Raw genomic sequence first — 18,162 nt, 5'->3', positions numbered from 1 at the left:
TTGAACTCGCCGAAATACTTCGTGATCGCTGCCGTCAGCGACGTCTTGCCATGGTCAACGTGGCCGATCGTGCCGATGTTTACGTGAGGCTTGTTGCGCTCAAACTTACCTTTTGCCATTTCCGGCTCTCCGTTCCTGATCCCGTAAGGGGAAATTCATACAAATTGCTTTTGGGGGCGTACGCCGGTCACTTCTGACCGGAGTACTTTGCCTGGATTTCCTGCGCGACGTTCGACGGAACCGGCGCATAGTGGTCGAAGACCATCGAGTACTGGGCGCGGCCCTGCGACATCGAGCGCAGGTTGTCCACGTACTTGAACATGTTCGCCAGCGGCACGTTGGCGGAGATCACGACGGCGACGCCGCGCGATTCCTGGCCCTGGATCTGGCCACGGCGGGAGTTCAGGTCGCCGATGACGTCGCCGACATAGTCTTCCGGCGTTACGACTTCGACCTTCATCATCGGCTCCAGCAGCTGGGCGCCGGCTTCACGCGAGGCTTCACGGAAGCAGGCACGCGATGCGATTTCGAAGGCGAGGACCGAGGAGTCGACGTCGTGGAAGGCGCCGTCGATGAGCGTCGCCTTGACGCCGAGCATCGGGAAGCCTGCGAGCGGACCCGAGGACAGAACGCTTTCGATCCCCTTCTGAACGCCCGGGATGTATTCCTTCGGAACAGCACCGCCGACGATCTTGGATTCGAAGAGGAAATCTTCGCCATCCGGGTTCGGTTCGAACACGAGCTTCACGCGGGCGAACTGGCCGGTACCACCGGTCTGCTTCTTGTGCGTGTAGTCCTTTTCGGTCTTGCGCGTGATCGTCTCACGGTAAGCAACCTGCGGCGCGCCGACATTGGCCTCGACCTTGAACTCGCGACGCATGCGGTCGACGATGATGTCGAGGTGAAGTTCGCCCATGCCTGCGATGATCGTCTGGCCGGACTCTTCGTCGGTCTTGACGCGGAAGGACGGATCCTCGGCGGCCAGGCGGTTGAGCGCGAGGCCCATCTTTTCCTGGTCGTTCTTGGTCTTCGGCTCGATCGCGATCTGGATGACCGGCTCGGGGAATTCCATGCGCTCCAGGATGACCGGCTTCAGCGGATCGCAGAGCGTGTCGCCCGTGGTCGTGTCCTTGAGGCCGGCAAGAGCAACGATGTCGCCGGCATAGGCTTCTTCGATGTCTTCACGCGAGTTGGAGTGCATCTGCAGCATACGGCCGACGCGCTCGCGCTTTTCCTTGACCGTGTTCATGACCGACGTGCCCTTTTCGAGCTTGCCGGAATAGATGCGGGCGAAGGTGAGCGAACCGACGAAGGGGTCGTTCATGATCTTGAACGCGAGCATGGAAAGCGGCTCGGCGTCATCGGCATGACGCTCGATTTCGGCTTCCGTCTTGACGTCGATACCCTTGATCGCCGGGATGTCTGCCGGGGACGGCAGGTAGTCGACGACGGCGTCGAGCAGCGGCTGAACGCCCTTGTTCTTGAAGGCCGTACCGCAGAACATCGGGTGGAACTTCACGTCGATGGTGCCGCGGCGAACGAGCGCACGGATCTGGTCGTTGTCCGGGTAGTTGCCTTCGAGATAGGCTTCCATCGCGGCTTCGTCGATCTCGACGACGGTCTCGATGAGCTTCTCGCGGTATTCCTCGGCCTTGGCCTTCATGTCTTCCGGGATCTCGACGACGTCCCACTGGGCGCCGAGCGATTCGTCGCGCCAGACGAGAGCGTTCATCTCGACGAGGTCGATGACGCCCTTGAAGTCGCTTTCAGCGCCGATCGGCAGCTGCATGACGACGGCGGTCGCACCGAGACGCGACTTGATCATGGACACCGAGCGGTAGAAGTCCGCGCCGGTCTTGTCCATCTTGTTGCAGAAGATCATGCGCGGAACGTTGTACTTCTCAGCCTGACGCCAGACGGTTTCCGTCTGCGGCTCTACGCCGGCGTTGGCATCGAGAAGGGCGATCGCACCGTCGAGCACGCGCAGCGAACGCTCGACTTCGATGGTGAAGTCGACGTGGCCGGGGGTGTCGATGATGTTGAAACGGCGGGTCTTACCGTCACGGCCCTTCCAGAAGGTCGTGGTGGCAGCCGACGTGATCGTGATGCCGCGTTCCTGTTCCTGCTCCATCCAGTCCATCGTGGCGGCGCCGTCATGGACTTCGCCGATCTTGTGGGACTTGCCGGTGTAGTAGAGGATGCGTTCGGTCGTCGTCGTCTTGCCGGCGTCGATATGCGCCATGATACCGAAATTACGGTAGTCTTCGATTTTGTATTCGCGAGCCATTTCGGACTCCTTTCGAGACGTTAGTTTCGGTTACCAGCGGTAGTGCGAGAATGCACGGTTGGCGTCAGCCATCTTGTGCGTGTCTTCGCGCTTCTTCACTGCGCTGCCGCGATTGTTCGCCGCGTCCATGAGTTCGCCGGAAAGGCGCTCGACCATGGTCGTTTCGTTACGCTTGCGGGCAGCTGCGATCAGCCAACGGATTGCGAGAGCCTGACGGCGCTCCGGGCGAACGTCGACCGGAACCTGGTAGGTTGCACCACCGACGCGACGCGAACGCACCTCGACGTGCGGAGCGACGTTGTCGAGAGCCGAGTGAAAAACACCGAGCGGATCGGCCTTTGCCTTGCCCTGCACGACATCGAAGGCGCCGTAAACGATCGTTTCGGCGACGGACTTCTTGCCGTCCAGCATGATGGCGTTCATGAACTTGGTGACAACGAGATCGCCGAACTTCGGGTCCGGGTTGATCTCGCGCTTTTCTGCTCTATGGCGACGGGACATACTTTTTGTCTCTCAATCTTGAATGATCTGGCCAGCGAAATGGCGCTGGTTACTGTATTACTTCGGACGCTTCGCGCCGTACTTGGAGCGGCGCTGCTTGCGGTTCTTGACGCCCTGGGTGTCGAGAACGCCGCGGATGATGTGGTAACGCACGCCCGGCAAGTCCTTCACGCGGCCGCCACGGATCATGACGACAGAGTGTTCCTGCAGGTTGTGACCTTCGCCCGGGATGTAACCGATGACTTCGAAGCCATTGGTCAGACGGATCTTGGCGACCTTACGCAGAGCCGAGTTCGGCTTCTTCGGGGTCGTCGTGTAGACGCGGGTGCAAACGCCGCGCTTCTGGGGGTTTTCCTGCAGGGCAGGAACCTTGTTGCGCTTAACCGACGCCTGGCGCGGCTTGCGGATCAACTGGTTTACGGTAGGCATAGACCCATCCCTTATCGTGTCTCATTACCCTTGCGGGCGATAGGTGGCCACACGCGTGTTCATGCGCAATAAAAGGCCGATCCGCTTGAGCGGATGACCTTCGATAGGCAGAGGACGCGATACAACCGCGTCATGCGTGCAGCATTCATGTTCTCAACGTGCGTCGAGCCCTGTTTGAGGCGAACTTCAGAACGAGTCATTCCGAACCAGCCAGCCTCACATAGGCTCTGATGGCGTGCGGTCTACTGACTTAAGGGCAAAAGGTCAAGGGGCGGGGCAAAAGAATCCCGGTGCGGAATGGCTGGCCTGCCTGAAAAGCAGGGCTTTCGGCGGCCTCCCCTGCCCCTTTCGGGATGCATCCGGGCTCACCAGCCATCGCTGGAGAACATTAAGGAAGCGTAAAGATGGAATCAACCCTGAGAGTCGGCGCGTGACCGGGTACATCCAACAGAATCGGGAATCACCTTTTGCTGCACCCGCCCATTTTGCATTTGGGCCTTGCCGCCCTACCCTTTATAGAACCGGCATCACAGACCCGAAAGGAGCCCGCCATGGCGGCCAATGCCGATAACGACAACAACACGCTCGACGACCCGATGGTCTTCATCATCATCGGCAAGGCCTATGAGCGCGAGGGCGACGAGGGCATCGACATCCATGTCATGCTGCGTGCGCCCGACGACGACACCGCCGTGCGCGAGGCGCTGAACGCGCTTTCCGAAGAGGGTTTCCTCGAAGCCGACCTCGACCAGATCGGTACGCTGACCGGCGTGCCGGAGGACGAGCCGCATGCCTCCGCCTACAAGGGTGCCCTGGAGGGCGAGGTGGCGATCATCCGGTTTGCCTGATGACCGCCCTCTCCCTTACTTGATTTCGCCGCTCGGCAGAGGCGTATCATCCGTCTCTGCCGGCAGCACCGGATAGACCACGTCGGGCATCCGGCCTTCCAGTGTGCCGAGGAAGGCGACAATCCGGTCCACGTCGGTATCCGCAAGATCCTCGCCGAGCTGCGAGGTGCCCATGATCGCAACCGCCTGCTTCAGGTTCCACACCTTGCCCGAATGGAAGTACGGCGCCGTCAGCGTGACGTTGCGCAGAGGCGCAGCGCGGAAGACGTAGGAATCGTCCGCCGTCGCCGTCACGGCAAAGCGGCCCTTGTCGTTCTCCGGCAGAACCTCGGCGCCCGGCTTCTCGATGAGGCCGAACGGATAGTAGCCGTTGCCGCCGAGATTGACGCCGCTGTGGCACGAAGCGCAGCCCTTGTCGATGAAGAGCGCCAGCCCCGCCTGCTCTTCCGCCGTCATCGCCCCGTCGTCGCCATTGAGATAGGCGTCGAAGGGCGCCGGCGTGATCAGAGTCGCCTCGAAGGCCTCGATCGCCTTCGCCATGTTGTCGAACGTCACCGGATCGGCCTCGTCTGGAAAGGCCGCCGTGAACCATTCGACATAGTTCGGCATCGATTTCAGCGTCGCGACGACCTGGTTCGGCGTGTTCGCCATTTCGACGCCCGCCTGGATCGGCCCCTTGGCCTGCGCCTTGAGGTCTTCCGCGCGACCATCCCAGAACTGCGCATCGTTGAAGACGGCATTCAGGGCCGTCGGCGAGTTGCGCGGCCCCTTTTGCCAACCATGGCCGATCGAGGTTTCGAGATTGTCATCGCCCCCGGTCGCCAGGTTGTGACAAGAATTGCAGGAGAAGACGCCCGAGGCCGACAGGCGGGGATCGAAGAACAGCGCCTTGCCGAGATCAATCTTCTCCGGCGTGATGGGGTTGTCGCTGACCGCAGGATAGGTGGACGGCAAGGGCTTGAAGATATCGAGCGCCGTCGCGCGCAGATCGGCAGGAACGGCATCGGCGGCAAGAGCCGCAGTCGCAAGGAGCGATAGGGCGACCGTCGCCAGCAGAATTTTCATGGCTATCTCCATTCGTTGGGACACGAATGGACTTTAGAACCGCTCCAATCTGGCCAGTTGCGCCAGATCAAGCCGCCCCGCCCTGTCCTTGCGCATAAACAAAAAGCCGCCCGAATTAATCCGGGCGGCTTTTTCATTCGTCAAAATGTGGGCGATTACTCGGCCGCTGCATTCTCGCCGCCGGCGAGGTCCGCCAGCATCGGGGTTGCAACGCCGGCGCCGGTCGACTTGCGGCGCTCGTCGAGGATCATCTCGTCGCGGGCCGTCGCGATGCGGCGGATCTGGGTCATGGTGCCGCCCGTGCCGGCCGGGATGAGGCGGCCGACGATGACGTTTTCCTTGAGACCCTGCAGGCCGTCGGTCTTGCCGGCGATCGCAGCCTCCGTGAGAACCTTGGTGGTCTCCTGGAAGGACGCGGCCGAGATGAACGACGGGGTCTGCAGCGACGCCTTGGTGATGCCGAGGAGGACCGGATCGCCGTATGCCGGCTTCTTGCCTTCCTCGATCAGGCTGTCGTTGACGTCTTCCAGCTCGATACGGTCGACATTGTCGCCGACGATGTAGGTCGAGTCGCCGGCATCCGTGATCTCGACCTTCTGCAGCATCTGGCGAACGATCACCTCGATGTGCTTGTCGTTGATCACAACGCCCTGCAGTCGGTAGACTTCCTGGATTTCGTTCACGAGGTAGGAAGCGAGTGCTTCCACGCCCTTGATCGCCAGGATGTCGTGCGGCGCCGGGTTGCCGTCGAGGATGTAGTCACCCTTTTCGATGTAGTCGCCGTCCTGAAGGTGGAAGGGCTTGCCCTTCGGGATCAGGTACTCGACCGGCTCGACACCGTCTTCCACCGGCTCGATCATCACGCGACGCTTGTTCTTGTAGTCGCGGCCGAAACGAACCGTACCATCGATCTCAGCGATGACGGCGTGGTCCTTCGGACGACGGGCTTCGAACAGTTCGGCAACGCGCGGCAGACCACCGGTGATGTCCTTGGTCTTGGCGCTTTCCAGCGGCGAGCGGGCAAGAACGTCACCCTGGGAGACCTTCTGACCGGGTTCGACCGAGAGGATCGCGTCGACCGAGAGCATGAAGCGGGCTTCGCCGCCACGGGACAGTTTTGCAACGGCCCCGTTCTTGTCCTTGATGACGATGGCCGGCTTCAGATCCGTACCGCGCGGCGTCGAGCGCCAGTCGATGACCGAACGCTTGGTGATGCCGGTGGATTCGTCGGTCGTTTCCAGAACCGAGATACCGTCGACCACGTCTTCGAAGTGAACCGTACCTTCCACTTCCGTCATCATCGGACGGGTGTAGGGGTCCCACTCGGCGAGACGCTGGCCGCGCTTCACCTTGTCGCCATCATCGACGAAGATCTTCGAACCGTAGGCGACGCGCTGCGAGGACCGTTCCACGCCGCGCTCGTCGAGAATGATGACCGCCATGTTGCGGCCCATCGCGACGAGGTTACCGTCGGAGTTGCGCAGCATGTTGCGGTTCTTCATCTGCACCGTGCCTTCATACGATGCTTCCAGGAACGACTGGTCGACCACGGTCGCCGTGCCGCCAAGGTGGAAGGTACGCATGGTGAGCTGGGTGCCCGGCTCGCCGATCGACTGTGCCGCGATGACGCCCACGGCTTCGCCCATGTTGACGGGCGTGCCGCGTGCAAGGTCGCGACCGTAGCAGACGCCGCAGACCCCGGTCTGGATTTCGCAGGTCAGTGCCGAGCGGATGCGGATCGACTGGATACCGGCCTTCTCGATCTCGACGACGTCGGGCTCGAGGATCATCTTGCCGGCATCGACAATGCGCGCGCCGGTGACCGGATGGTCGATATCGTCGAGCGCGGTACGGCCGAGCACGCGGGTGCCGATCGACGCCACGACCTGACCGGCATCGACGATGGCGGTCATGGTGAGGCCGGTTTCGGTGCCGCAATCGACATGCGTGACGATGCAGTCCTGCGCGACGTCGACGAGACGACGGGTCAGGTAACCGGAGTTCGCGGTCTTCAGGGCGGTGTCTGCCAGACCCTTGCGGGCGCCGTGCGTCGAGTTGAAGTACTCGTTCACGGTCAGGCCTTCCTTGAAGTTCGAGATGATCGGCGTTTCGATGATCTCGCCCGACGGCTTGGCCATGAGGCCGCGCATGCCGCCCAGCTGGCGCATCTGGTTCGGAGAACCACGGGCGCCCGAGTGGGACATCATGTAGATCGCGTTCATCGGCTTCTGGCGACCGGTTTCCGGGTCGAACTCGACGGCCTTGATTCGGGCCATCATGTCCTCGGCAACCTTTTCGGTGGCCTTGCCCCAGGCATCGACGACCTTGTTGTACTTTTCGCCCTGGGTGATCAGGCCGTCATTGTACTGCTGCTCGTATTCCTTGACGAGGTTTTCGGTATCACCGACGATCTTCGCCTTGGTTTCCGGAATGATCATGTCGTCCTTGCCGAACGAAATGCCGGCGCGGCAGGCATGGGCAAAGCCGAGCTGCATGATGCGGTCGCAGAAGATGACCGTGTCCTTCTGACCGCAGTGACGGTAGACCGTGTCGATCATCTTGGAGATGTTCTTCTTGGTCATTTCCTGGTTGCAGGTCTCGAACGGCACGTTGACGTTCTTCGGCAGAAGTTCGCCGATGATCATGCGGCCGGGCGTCGTCTCATAGATCTTCGAGACCAGCTTGCCGTCGGCATCCATGGTCTTGAAGCGGCCACGGATCTTGGCGTGCAGGGTGACAACCTTGTTCTCGAGCGCATGGTGCAGTTCGCCCATGTCGGAGAAGGCCATGCCCTCGCCCGGCTCGTTCTGGTTCATGATCGCCAGATAGTAGAGGCCGAGAACCATGTCCTGCGACGGAACGATGATCGGTGCGCCGTTCGCCGGATGCAGGATGTTGTTCGTCGACATCATCAGCACGCGCGCTTCCAGCTGGGCTTCCAGCGAAAGCGGAACGTGAACGGCCATCTGGTCGCCGTCGAAGTCGGCGTTGAAGGCCGTGCAGACGAGCGGGTGCAGCTGGATGGCCTTGCCTTCGACCAGGATCGGTTCGAAGGCCTGGATGCCCAGGCGGTGCAGCGTCGGTGCGCGGTTCAGGAGAACCGGATGTTCGCGGATGACCTCGTCGAGGATATCCCAGACCTCGGGCTTTTCCTTTTCAACCAGCTTCTTGGCCTGCTTGACGGTCGAGGAGAAACCCTTGGCGTCGAGGCGGGCGTAGATAAACGGCTTGAACAGTTCGAGCGCCATCTTCTTCGGCAGGCCGCACTGGTGCAGCTTGAGTTCCGGGCCCGTCACGATGACCGAACGGCCGGAATAGTCGACGCGCTTGCCGAGCAGGTTCTGGCGGAAGCGGCCCTGCTTGCCCTTGAGCATGTCGGACAGCGACTTCAGCGGACGCTTGTTGGCACCCGTGATGACGCGGCCGCGGCGGCCGTTGTCGAACAGGGCGTCAACCGATTCCTGAAGCATGCGCTTCTCGTTGCGGATGATGATGCCCGGCGCGCGCAGCTCGATGAGGCGCTTCAGACGGTTGTTGCGGTTGATGACGCGGCGGTAGAGATCGTTGAGGTCCGACGTCGCGAAACGACCGCCGTCCAGCGGGACGAGCGGGCGCAGGTCCGGCGGGATCACCGGAACGACCTTCATGATCATCCATTCCGGGCGGTTGCCGGATTCCATGAAGTTCTCGACGATCTTCAGGCGCTTCATCAGCTTCTTCTGCTTCAGGTCCGACGTGGTGTCGGCCAGATCCTGACGCAGATCGCCGGCGATCTTTTCGAGGTTCATCGAGGCGAGCATCTCGTAGATGGCCTCGGCGCCGATCATCGCCGTGAACTGGTCTTCACCATATTCATCGACGGCGATCATGTATTCTTCTTCGGAAAGAAGCTGGTTTTCCTTGAGCGCGGTGAGGCCCGGCTCCGTCACGATGTAGTTCTCGAAATAGAGAACGCGCTCGACATCCTTCAGCGTCATGTCGAGGAGCGTCGCGATGCGCGACGGCAGCGACTTCAGGAACCAGATGTGGGCGACGGGCGCAGCGAGCTCGATATGGCCCATGCGCTCGCGGCGAACGCGCGACAGCGTGACTTCGACGCCGCACTTTTCGCAGATGATGCCCTTGTACTTCATGCGCTTGTACTTGCCGCACAGGCACTCGTAGTCCTTGATCGGCCCGAAAATGCGCGCGCAGAACAGACCGTCGCGTTCCGGCTTGAACGTGCGGTAGTTGATGGTTTCCGGCTTCTTGATCTCGCCGTACGACCACGACAGGATCTTTTCCGGCGACGCGATCGAGATACGGATGGAGTCGAACGTCTGCGCAGGCACCTGCGGGTTGAAAAGGTTCATGACCTCTTGGTTCATGCCTATCTCCTTCGTGGGCCAGTGGCCCTCTGCTTAGCAGTCAAATGCGGCGATACCCGGGTGCCGCACGACTGCCTGAAACGGATGAGCCGCCCCTCGCCTTCCGGCGGGAGCGGGAGCGGTGCGCGCCTTTGCGGCGCGCACCTTGTCAGGCTTATTCCGCCGCGTCGGGAAGCTGGCCAGCTTCCGCGTTCGGATCGACCTTGGAGTTCTCGAGTTCGACCGACAGGCCGAGCGAGCGCATTTCCTTGACGAGAACGTTGAAGCTCTCCGGAATGCCCGCCTCGAACGTGTCGTCGCCACGCACGATCGCCTCGTACACCTTGGTGCGGCCCGCCACGTCGTCCGACTTCACGGTCAGCATTTCCTGCAGCGTGTAGGCGGCGCCGTAGGCTTCGAGCGCCCAGACTTCCATTTCCCCGAAGCGCTGGCCGCCGAACTGCGCCTTGCCGCCCAGCGGCTGCTGGGTAACGAGCGAGTACGGACCGATCGAGCGCGCGTGGATCTTGTCGTCGACAAGGTGGTTCAGCTTGATCATGTACATGTAGCCGACCGTGACCTTGCGGTCGAAAGCCTCACCCGTACGACCGTCGTAGAGAACCGACTGGCCCGAGGAATTGAGGCCTGCGCGTTCCAGCATGCTGGCAACGTCGGGCTCATGCGCACCATCGAAGACCGGCGTTGCGATCGAGACGCCCTTGCGGGACTGCTCGGCCAGCTTCACCAGGGCTTCGTCGTTGAAGTGCGCGACTTCATCCTTGGCTTCGCTCTCATAGACTTCCGTCAGCTCGCGCTTCAGGTCGGAGATGTCCATGGTCTTGCGGTACTCGTCGAGCAGGTCGCCGATCTTTTTGCCCATGCCGGCGCAAGCCCAGGCAAGGTGGGTTTCGAGGATCTGGCCGACGTTCATGCGCGAGGGCACGCCCAGCGGGTTCAAGCAGATGTCGACATGCGTACCGTCTTCGAGGAACGGCATGTCCTCGATCGGCAGGATGCGCGAAACCACGCCCTTGTTGCCGTGACGGCCGGCCATCTTGTCGCCCGGCTGGATCTTGCGCTTCACAGCGACGAAGACCTTGACCATCTTCATGACGCCCGGGGGCATTTCGTCGCCGCGCTGGACCTTTTCGACCTTGTCCATGAAGCGCTGTTCAAGGCGCGACTTGGATTCGTCGTACTGGCCACGGAGCGCTTCGATTTCGCCCTGGACCTTCTCGTCCTCGACGGCGAACATCCACCACTGCGAGCGGGGATATTCGGAGACGACGGCGTTCGACAGCTCGGTGCCCTTCTTGAAGGACTTCGGGCCGGCAACGGCGACGTGGCCGCGCAGCATGTCGACCAGACGGCCGTAGACGTTGCGGTCGAGGATCGCCTGCTCGTCGTCACGGTCCTTGGCGAGACGCTCGATCTCTTCGCGCTCGATCGCCATCGCACGTTCGTCCTTCTCCACGCCATGGCGGTTGAAGACGCGAACTTCGACGACCGTACCGAAGGTGCCGGGCGGCATGCGCATGGAGGTGTCGCGAACGTCGGAGGCCTTTTCACCGAAGATGGCGCGCAGGAGCTTTTCTTCCGGCGTCATCGGGCTTTCGCCCTTCGGGGTGATCTTGCCGACCAGGATGTCGCCCGGCTGAACCTCAGCACCGATATAGACGATACCGGCTTCGTCGAGGTTCTTCAGCGCTTCTTCCGAAACGTTCGGAATGTCGCGCGTGATTTCTTCCGGGCCGAGCTTCGTGTCGCGAGCCATGACTTCGAATTCCTCGATATGAATCGAGGTGAACACATCTTCAGAGACGATGCGTTCGGACATCAGGATCGAGTCTTCGTAGTTGTAGCCGTTCCACGGCATGAACGCGACGAGCGCGTTGCGGCCGAGCGCGAGGTCGCCGAGGTCGGTCGACGGACCGTCCGCGATGATGTCGCCCTTGTTCAGAACGTCGCCGACGGTGACCAGCGGGCGCTGGTTGACGCAGGTGTTCTGGTTGGAACGCTGGAACTTCTGCAGCCGGTAGATATCGACGCCCGACTTCGACGGATCGAGGTCTTCGGTGGCGCGGATAACGATACGGGTCGCGTCGACCTGGTCGACGACGCCGCCGCGGCGGGCCGCGATGGCAGCGCCCGAGTCACGGGCGACGACCGGCTCCATGCCGGTGCCGACGAACGGGGCTTCGGCACGCAGAAGCGGCACGGCCTGACGCTGCATGTTCGAACCCATGAGCGCGCGGTTCGCGTCGTCGTTCTCGAGGAACGGAATGAGCGCGGCCGCGACCGAAACGAGCTGCTTCGGCGAAACGTCCATCAGGTTGATCTGGTCGCGCGGGACGAGCATGACTTCGCCGGCGTGGCGGCAGACGACGAACTCTTCAGCAAACGAGTTGTCGGCTTCGAGCACCGAGTTGGCCTGGGCAACGTGGTACTTCGCCTCTTCCATGGCGGAAAGGTAGACCACGTCGCTCGTGACCTTGCCGTCGACGATCTTGCGGTACGGGCTCTCGATGAAGCCGTACTTGTTGACGCGGGCGAAGGTGGCGAGCGAGTTGATCAGACCGATGTTCGGGCCTTCCGGCGTCTCGATCGGGCAGATACGGCCGTAGTGCGTCGGGTGAACGTCGCGGACTTCGAAGCCGGCGCGCTCGCGGGTCAGACCACCCGGGCCGAGAGCCGAAAGGCGGCGCTTGTGGGTGATTTCCGACAGCGGGTTCACCTGGTCCATGAACTGCGAGAGCTGCGAGGAACCGAAGAATTCACGAACCGCGGCAGCCGCCGGCTTCGCGTTGATCAGGTCCTGCGGCATGACCGTGTCGATCTCGATCGAGGACATGCGTTCCTTGATCGCGCGCTCCATGCGCAAGAGGCCGAGGCGATACTGGTTTTCCATCAGCTCGCCGACCGAACGCACACGACGGTTGCCGAGGTTGTCGATGTCGTCGATCTCGCCCTTGCCGTCGCGCAGTTCGACCAGCATCTTCACGACGGCAAGGATATCGTCCTTGCGCAGCGTGCGCACCGTGTCGGCGACGTCGAGGTCGAGGCGCATGTTCATCTTCACGCGGCCGACGGCGGAGAGGTCGTAACGCTCCGCATCGAAGAACAGCGTGTTGAACATGGCTTCGGCCGAATCCATGGTCGGCGGCTCGCCCGGACGCATGACGCGGTAGATGTCGAATAGCGCGTCCTGGCGGTTCTCGTTCTTGTCTGCGGCAAGCGTCGAGCGGATGTAGGCACCGACATTGATGTGGTCGATGTCGAGGACCGGGATCTCGTCGAAGCCGGCTGCCAGGATGATCGGCAGGGTCTTCTCGTCGATTTCGTCGCCGGCTTCGAGATAGATCTCACCCGTCGAATAGTTGACGACGTCTTCGGCGAGGTAGTTGCCGTAGAGCTCATCGTCGGTCGCCTTGAGGGCCTTCAGGCCCTTTTCGGACAGCTGCTTGAGGAGGCGCGGCGTCAGCTTCTTGCCGATCTCCACCACGACCTCGCCGGTGTCGGCGTCCACCATGTCCGAGACGGCCTTCTGGCCTTTCAGCGCGTCCGGATTGAAGGGTACGCGCCAGCCTTCGCCGTCGCGCTGGTAGAGCGACTTCGTGTAGAAGGTCGACAGGATCTCTTCGCCGTCCATGCCGAGCGCCATGAGGAGCGAGGTGACGGGGATCTTGCGGCGGCGGTCGATACGCGCATGCACGATATCCTTGGCGTCGAACTCGATGTCGAGCCAGGAACCGCGATAGGGAATGACGCGTGCTGCGAAGAGCAGCTTGCCCGACGAGTGGCTCTTGCCCTTGTCGTGGTCGAAGAACACGCCCGGCGAACGGTGCATCTGGGAGACGATGACGCGCTCGGTGCCGTTGACGATGAACGTGCCGTTGTCGGTCATGAGCGGCATGTCGCCCATGTAGACGTTCTGTTCCTTGATGTCCTTGATGGACTTCGCGCCCGTATCCTCGTCGATATCGAACACGATGAGGCGCAGCGTCACCTTGAGGGGCGCTGCATAGGTCAGGTCACGCTGGCGGCATTCCTCGACGTCGAACTTCGGCTGTTCGAATTCGTAGGAAACGAATTCCAGCATGGAAGCGCCGGAGAAGTCGGTGATCGGGAAGACCGACTTGAAAACGGTCTGAAGGCCCTCATCCGGGCGACCGCCGGCGGGCTCTTCAACCATCAGAAATTGGTCGTAGGATGCCTTCTGAACCTCGATGAGGTTCGGCATGACTGCGACTTCGGGGATTTTTCCAAAAAACTTGCGTACGCGCCTACGACCGTTAAACGAAAGGGTCTGAGCCATCGTCGCTCCTTCAAATTTGCATCCGGGCCTGCAACGGACGGGGTTCGCTGGCCAGTCGATCCCGTCGACCAATGGGTTGGTTCAATCTCGTCTCACTGCCGGTTGACGGGCCGGATTGCCAGTCGCTCGGTGGAAGACCATCCTCTTGAAGAACCCATTACCCAAAAGCCGGTTTTCGCGGCTTTTGGGTAATCAGTTCAGGGGAATCATCAATGGGAGAGGGTCGAAACCCTCTCCCATCGCATTCCGGTATTACTTGACGTCGACCTTGGCGCCGGCTTCCTCAAGCTTCTTCTTGAGGTCGGCAGCTTCGCCCTTGGAGACGGCTTCCTTGACCGGCTTCGGAGCGCCTTCGACGAGGTCCTTGGCTTCCTTGAGGCCCAGGCCGGTGATGGCGCGGACTTCCTTGATGACGTTGATCTTGTTGGCGCCAGCGTCAACCAGGATAACGTCGAATTCGGTCTTTTCTTCTTCGACCGGGCCAGCAGCAGCAGCGCCGCCAGCAGCAGCAACTGCTACGGGAGCAGCAGCCGAAACGCCCCACTTCTCTTCGAGCAGCTTGGAAAGCTCAGCAGCTTCCAGAACGGTCAGAGCAGAGAGGTCTTCAACGATCTTTGCGAGATCAGCCATTGTGATAGTTCCTTATATTCGGTTCGAACTGGTATTGTTTGATTACAGCGAAAAACCGCCTCAAGCGGCTTCGTCCTTCTTGGCGTAGGCTGCGAACACGCGGGCAAGCTGGCTTGCCGGTGCTGCAACGACCGTAGCGACGCGCGTGGCCGGGGCTGCAATGAGGCCCAGCAGCTTTGCACGAAGCTCGTCGAGCGAAGGCAGGGTCGCAAGCGACTTGACTGCTTCAGCGTCGAGCGTGGTCGCACCCATGGCGCCACCGAGAACAACGAGCTTGTCGTTGGTCTTGGCGAAATCCATGGCTACCTTGGGAGCAATCATCGGATCATTTGCATAAGCAATGAGCGTCTGACCCTGGAAGAGATCAGACATCCCTTCCGACTCCGTACCCTGAAGGGCAATTTTGGCCAGGCGGTTCTTCGCGACCTTGACGGTGCCACCGGCCGCACGCATCTTCGTACGAAGATCGTTCATCTGTGCGACGGTGATGCCGGCGTAGCGGGCCACGACAACCGAACCGGAAGCCTTGAAGACTTCGTTCAGCTCCGTGACGAATTCGCGTTTTTCCGCTCTTTCCACTGTGCCTATCTCCAGTTGACAGGACCGTGACTTCTCACGGGACCTGCCGGGTTTACCTTTGCCGCCAGGGATCCGCTTCAAAAGGGATCCCGAGCGACGCTCGAGGATCCTGTCCCCCCGCGCTCGACCGGATGGCCGCGACACAAGGTAAGGTAGGTTCGAACCGAATTTCGGCGTCATCCGACGCGGAAGAAATCCAGGTCTCACCCCGTCTCATGCAGGCTAAAGTGATTAAGGGATAACCACCTGCAATCTCGGACAGGAGTTCCGGGTTACCCCGGAAATCCCCGGCCAGACAAGGCCGGGAATTCTGTTGCGGTTCGGCCGGAGCCGAGCCGTGAATTAAACGCCTAGATCAGGCAACCGTCGACGGGTCGATCTTGACGCCCGGGCCCATCGTCGAAGAGATGGCGACGCGCTTGACGTAGTTACCCTTGGCGCCCGTCGGCTTGGCCTTGATGACCGCGTCGGCGAAAGCCTTGATGTTTTCTTCAAGAGCCTTGGCGTCGAAGGAGGCCTTGCCGATACCGGCATGGATGATACCAGCCTTCTCGACGCGGAACTCGACTGCACCGCCCTTGGATGCCTTGACGGCGCCTGCAACGTCCATGGTGACGGTGCCGACCTTCGGGTTCGGCATCATGCCGCGCGGGCCAAGAACCTTACCGAGGCGGCCGACGAGAGGCATCATGTCCGGGGTTGCGATGCAGCGATCGAATTCGATCTTGCCGCCCTGGACGATTTCGACGAGGTCTTCGGCGCCGACGATGTCTGCACCGGCAGCCTTGGCTTCGTCAGCCTTGGCGCCACGTGCGAAGACGGCGACGCGAACGTCACGGCCCGTGCCGTTCGGCAGGTTGACCACGCCGCGGACCATCTGGTCTGCGTGACGCGGGTCGACGCCGAGGTTCATGGCGACTTCGATGGTTTCGTCGAACTTGGCGACGGCACGCTCCTTGACGAGAGCGATGGCGTCGGAGAGGGCGACGAGCTTGGTCGGGTCGATGCCTTCACGGATCTTCTGGAGACGCTTTGCAATCTTGGCCATGGTCTTAACCTACCACTTCCAGGCCCATGGCGCGGGCAGAACCCTCGACCATTGCCATCGCGCCTTCGATATCGGCGGCGTTGAGATCCTTCATCTTGGCTTCGGCGATCGACTTGATCTGAGCCTTGGTGAGCTTGCCGACCGTCGCACCCTTGCCCGGGGTCTTCGAGCCCGAGGTGATCTTGGCTTCCTTCTTGAGGAAGTAGGTCACCGGCGGCTGCTTCATCACGAACGTGAAGGACTTGTCCTGGTAGTAGGTGATGACGACCGGGATCGGCATACCCTTTTCCATTTCCTGCGTCGCTGCGTTGAACGACTTGCAGAATTCCATGATGTTAATGCCACGCTGACCAAGCGCCGGGCCGATCGGCGGGGACGGGTTTGCCGATCCTGCCTTGACCTGAAGCTTGAGCTGGCCTGCAACTTTCTTAGCCATTTTCTCTGCCTTTCAGAATGCGGCCGGTTGCCCGGCCCGTGATGCCGATCGCAAGATCGGCGGCTGCGGTTGCGTGGTGCGGTCCGGGCGCCCGGCTAAAGGCCGCCTTCCCTTCCACGCGGTTGGCGGAAACTTCCGCCACCAATCCTCGTGAGAGAATTGGATTTCAAATGGGCGGCGCCCGGAAGCGCCCGCCAAAATCAGATTTTCTCGACCTGGGCGTATTCCAGCTCGACCGGGGTGGCGCGGCCGAAGATCGACACTTCCACCTTGAGGCGCGACCGCTCCTCGTCGACATCTTGCACGGTGCCGTTGAACGAGGCGAACGGGCCGTCGGAAACGCGGACCTGCTCGCCGATCTCGAACGAGACCGAAGGCTTGGGACGATCCACACCGTCTTGGACCTGCGACAGGATGCGCTCGGCCTCACTGTCCGGGATCGGAACCGGCTTGTTGTCGGAACCGAGGAAACCCGTGACCTTCGGCGTATTCTTGATGAGGTGATACGCTTCGTCCGTCAGGTTCGCCCGCACCAGCACGTAGCCGGGGAAGAACTTGCGTTCGGCATCGACCTTGCGGCCGCGACGCACCTCGACGACCTTTTCGGTCGGCACGAGAATCTTTTCGAACAGATGATCAAGGCCCTTCTGACGCGCCTTGTTCTCGATGTCCTCAGCGACCTTCTTCTCGAAATTCGAATAGGCGTGGACGATGTACCAACGGGAAGCCATGTTCATCTCCAACCAATCAGGCGCTGGCGCTGAGGACGAGGCCAATCAGCCAGCCCATCAGCTGGTCCGCAGCGAAGAAGAACACTGCAGCCAGGAAGACCATGACAAAAACCATGACGGTCGAGATCATCGTCTCGCGCCGCGAGGGCCAAGTCACTTTCGCCGTCTCGGAGCGTACCTGCTGCAGAAACGCAATCGGATTCGTTTTCGATGCCATTGAATGTCCACGCCATTACGGCACGTAAAGCTGAACTATCAGCCCCACGCACCGCGTGTCTGTTTTGCCCTACATAAAGCCCGATTCTCTTTTTAACAAGAGGCAACCGGACTTTTAACGAATTATGACGGAAAACACCGTCACGCCATCCGTCCCCGTCGCTGCAAGTCGTCCGCGCTGTCCGGCGAGAATGGCAGGGGCAGAGGGGCTCGAACCCCCGACCTGCGGTTTTGGAGACCGCCGCTCTACCAACTGAGCTATACCCCTATACGCCTGCCGCATCCGAAGCGAACCGCCCGTTACCGGCAAGGCATGGCGTCTTTACGGCGCGGGGGCCGACTTGGCAAGCCCGAAAAATGCATTTTTTACAACAAATCAGTGCTTATCCCGGCGAGAGGAGTACAGGCCCCTCATCCGGCCTGCCGGCCACCTTCTCCCCGCAAACGGGGCGAAGGACACAGGTCGCGCCGGCTTCCCCAACCAGGGAGCGTTCGCGGGCCACGTCCCCTCTCCCCGCCTGCGGGGAGAGGGTTAAATCCGCCCGCCCATACGACACAAACAAAAAGCCCCGCGGTTTCCCGCGGGGCTCTCATCAGGTCTGAGACCCGAAGCTTACTCGACGATCGAGGCAACGATGCCGGCGCCGACGGTACGGCCGCCTTCGCGGATTGCGAAGCGCAGCTTTTCTTCCATCGCGATCGGAACGATCAGCTCGACTTCAACCGTGACG

14 protein-coding genes, 1 tRNA gene and 1 pseudogene are annotated in these 18,162 nt (G+C 61.2%); 1 reads left to right on the top strand and 15 read right to left on the bottom strand.

Going from position 1 to position 18,162, the window contains the following annotated elements:
• The 4 genes from P9A16_RS35025 to rpsL form a co-directional block, all read right to left on the bottom strand.
• A partial coding sequence (locus P9A16_RS35025) for a GTP-binding protein (RefSeq protein ID WP_278025697.1) occupies positions 1–119 on the bottom strand: 119 nt, incomplete at its 3' end.
• 68 nt (positions 120–187) lie between these two features.
• On the bottom strand, positions 188–2,287 hold the full coding sequence (gene fusA, locus P9A16_RS35020) for an elongation factor G (RefSeq protein WP_023516513.1): 2,100 nt from the start codon (positions 2,285–2,287) through the stop codon (positions 188–190).
• A 30-nt stretch (positions 2,288–2,317) separates the two neighbouring features.
• Positions 2,318–2,788 carry a 30S ribosomal protein S7 gene (gene rpsG, locus P9A16_RS35015; protein ID WP_023516514.1) on the bottom strand — a complete coding sequence of 157 codons (471 nt, stop codon included), beginning with the start codon at positions 2,786–2,788 and terminating at the stop codon, positions 2,318–2,320.
• Positions 2,789–2,845: 57 nt separating this feature from the next.
• Positions 2,846–3,217 carry a 30S ribosomal protein S12 gene (gene rpsL / locus P9A16_RS35010; RefSeq protein ID WP_022719193.1) on the bottom strand — a complete coding sequence of 124 codons (372 nt, stop codon included), beginning with the start codon at positions 3,215–3,217 and terminating at the stop codon, positions 2,846–2,848.
• Between the two features lie 551 nt (positions 3,218–3,768).
• Here rpsL and P9A16_RS35005 point away from each other — a divergent pair.
• Positions 3,769–4,065 (top strand): hypothetical protein, encoded by a 297-nt coding sequence (locus P9A16_RS35005; protein WP_023514254.1) that lies wholly within the window; start codon positions 3,769–3,771, stop codon positions 4,063–4,065.
• A 15-nt stretch (positions 4,066–4,080) separates the two neighbouring features.
• On the opposite strand, the gene P9A16_RS35000 is transcribed toward P9A16_RS35005, so the two are convergent.
• The 11 genes and pseudogenes from P9A16_RS35000 to tuf all read right to left on the bottom strand — a co-directional run.
• Complete coding sequence (locus P9A16_RS35000) at positions 4,081–5,130, bottom strand: cytochrome-c peroxidase (RefSeq protein WP_023514255.1); 1,050 nt, start codon at positions 5,128–5,130, stop codon at positions 4,081–4,083.
• Between the two features lie 155 nt (positions 5,131–5,285).
• Positions 5,286–9,497: a DNA-directed RNA polymerase subunit beta' gene (gene rpoC, locus P9A16_RS34995; protein WP_024270437.1), complete on the bottom strand. Its 4,212-nt coding sequence runs from the start codon at positions 9,495–9,497 to the stop codon at positions 5,286–5,288.
• A gap of 154 nt (positions 9,498–9,651) precedes the next feature.
• A complete protein-coding gene (gene rpoB / locus P9A16_RS34990; protein ID WP_278026541.1) occupies positions 9,652–13,791 on the bottom strand; it encodes a DNA-directed RNA polymerase subunit beta in 4,140 nt (1,379 codons plus the stop codon).
• A gap of 252 nt (positions 13,792–14,043) precedes the next feature.
• A complete protein-coding gene (rplL, locus tag P9A16_RS34985) occupies positions 14,044–14,421 on the bottom strand; it encodes a 50S ribosomal protein L7/L12 (protein WP_023515199.1) in 378 nt (125 codons plus the stop codon).
• Between the two features lie 60 nt (positions 14,422–14,481).
• A complete protein-coding gene (rplJ, locus tag P9A16_RS34980; RefSeq protein ID WP_024270435.1) occupies positions 14,482–15,000 on the bottom strand; it encodes a 50S ribosomal protein L10 in 519 nt (172 codons plus the stop codon).
• A gap of 355 nt (positions 15,001–15,355) precedes the next feature.
• A complete protein-coding gene (gene rplA / locus P9A16_RS34975; RefSeq protein WP_023517312.1) occupies positions 15,356–16,048 on the bottom strand; it encodes a 50S ribosomal protein L1 in 693 nt (230 codons plus the stop codon).
• A 4-nt stretch (positions 16,049–16,052) separates the two neighbouring features.
• The gene (gene rplK / locus P9A16_RS34970; protein WP_023517311.1) at positions 16,053–16,484 is read right to left on the bottom strand and encodes a 50S ribosomal protein L11; all 432 of its coding nucleotides are present in this window, start codon (positions 16,482–16,484) and stop codon (positions 16,053–16,055) included.
• A 200-nt stretch (positions 16,485–16,684) separates the two neighbouring features.
• Positions 16,685–17,215, bottom strand: coding sequence for a transcription termination/antitermination protein NusG (gene nusG / locus P9A16_RS34965; RefSeq protein ID WP_023517310.1), 531 nt, complete (start codon positions 17,213–17,215; stop codon positions 16,685–16,687).
• A gap of 16 nt (positions 17,216–17,231) precedes the next feature.
• The gene (secE, locus tag P9A16_RS34960; protein WP_024270434.1) at positions 17,232–17,432 is read right to left on the bottom strand and encodes a preprotein translocase subunit SecE; all 201 of its coding nucleotides are present in this window, start codon (positions 17,430–17,432) and stop codon (positions 17,232–17,234) included.
• A gap of 191 nt (positions 17,433–17,623) precedes the next feature.
• Positions 17,624–17,699, bottom strand: a tRNA-Trp gene (locus tag P9A16_RS34955).
• Positions 17,700–18,044: 345 nt separating this feature from the next.
• Positions 18,045–18,162 (bottom strand): annotated as a pseudogene (tuf, locus tag P9A16_RS34950) (elongation factor Tu); the annotation flags it as partial.

Source organism: Shinella sp. 838 (assembly GCF_029623935.1).
Taxonomy (GTDB): domain Bacteria; phylum Pseudomonadota; class Alphaproteobacteria; order Rhizobiales; family Rhizobiaceae; genus Shinella.
This window is presented reverse-complemented; position numbering and strand designations above follow the sequence as displayed.

Excerpts from the sequence above, each read along its gene's own strand:
- rplL (WP_023515199.1), bottom strand. The coding sequence starts at position 14,421 with ATGGCTGATCTCGCAAAGATCGTTGAAGACCTCTCTGCTCTGACCGTT.
- rpoB (WP_278026541.1), bottom strand. The coding sequence starts at position 13,791 with ATGGCTCAGACCCTTTCGTTTAACGGTCGTAGGCGCGTACGCAAGTTT.
- fusA (WP_023516513.1), bottom strand. The coding sequence starts at position 2,287 with ATGGCTCGCGAATACAAAATCGAAGACTACCGTAATTTCGGTATCATG.
- rpsL (WP_022719193.1), bottom strand. The coding sequence starts at position 3,217 with ATGCCTACCGTAAACCAGTTGATCCGCAAGCCGCGCCAGGCGTCGGTT.
- rplK (WP_023517311.1), bottom strand. The coding sequence starts at position 16,484 with ATGGCTAAGAAAGTTGCAGGCCAGCTCAAGCTTCAGGTCAAGGCAGGA.
- P9A16_RS35000 (WP_023514255.1), bottom strand. The coding sequence starts at position 5,130 with ATGAAAATTCTGCTGGCGACGGTCGCCCTATCGCTCCTTGCGACTGCG.
- rplA (WP_023517312.1), bottom strand. The coding sequence starts at position 16,048 with ATGGCCAAGATTGCAAAGCGTCTCCAGAAGATCCGTGAAGGCATCGAC.
- rpsG (WP_023516514.1), bottom strand. The coding sequence starts at position 2,788 with ATGTCCCGTCGCCATAGAGCAGAAAAGCGCGAGATCAACCCGGACCCG.
- nusG (WP_023517310.1), bottom strand. The coding sequence starts at position 17,215 with ATGGCTTCCCGTTGGTACATCGTCCACGCCTATTCGAATTTCGAGAAG.
- secE (WP_024270434.1), bottom strand. The coding sequence starts at position 17,432 with ATGGCATCGAAAACGAATCCGATTGCGTTTCTGCAGCAGGTACGCTCC.
- rpoC (WP_024270437.1), bottom strand. The coding sequence starts at position 9,497 with ATGAACCAAGAGGTCATGAACCTTTTCAACCCGCAGGTGCCTGCGCAG.
- P9A16_RS35005 (WP_023514254.1), top strand. The coding sequence starts at position 3,769 with ATGGCGGCCAATGCCGATAACGACAACAACACGCTCGACGACCCGATG.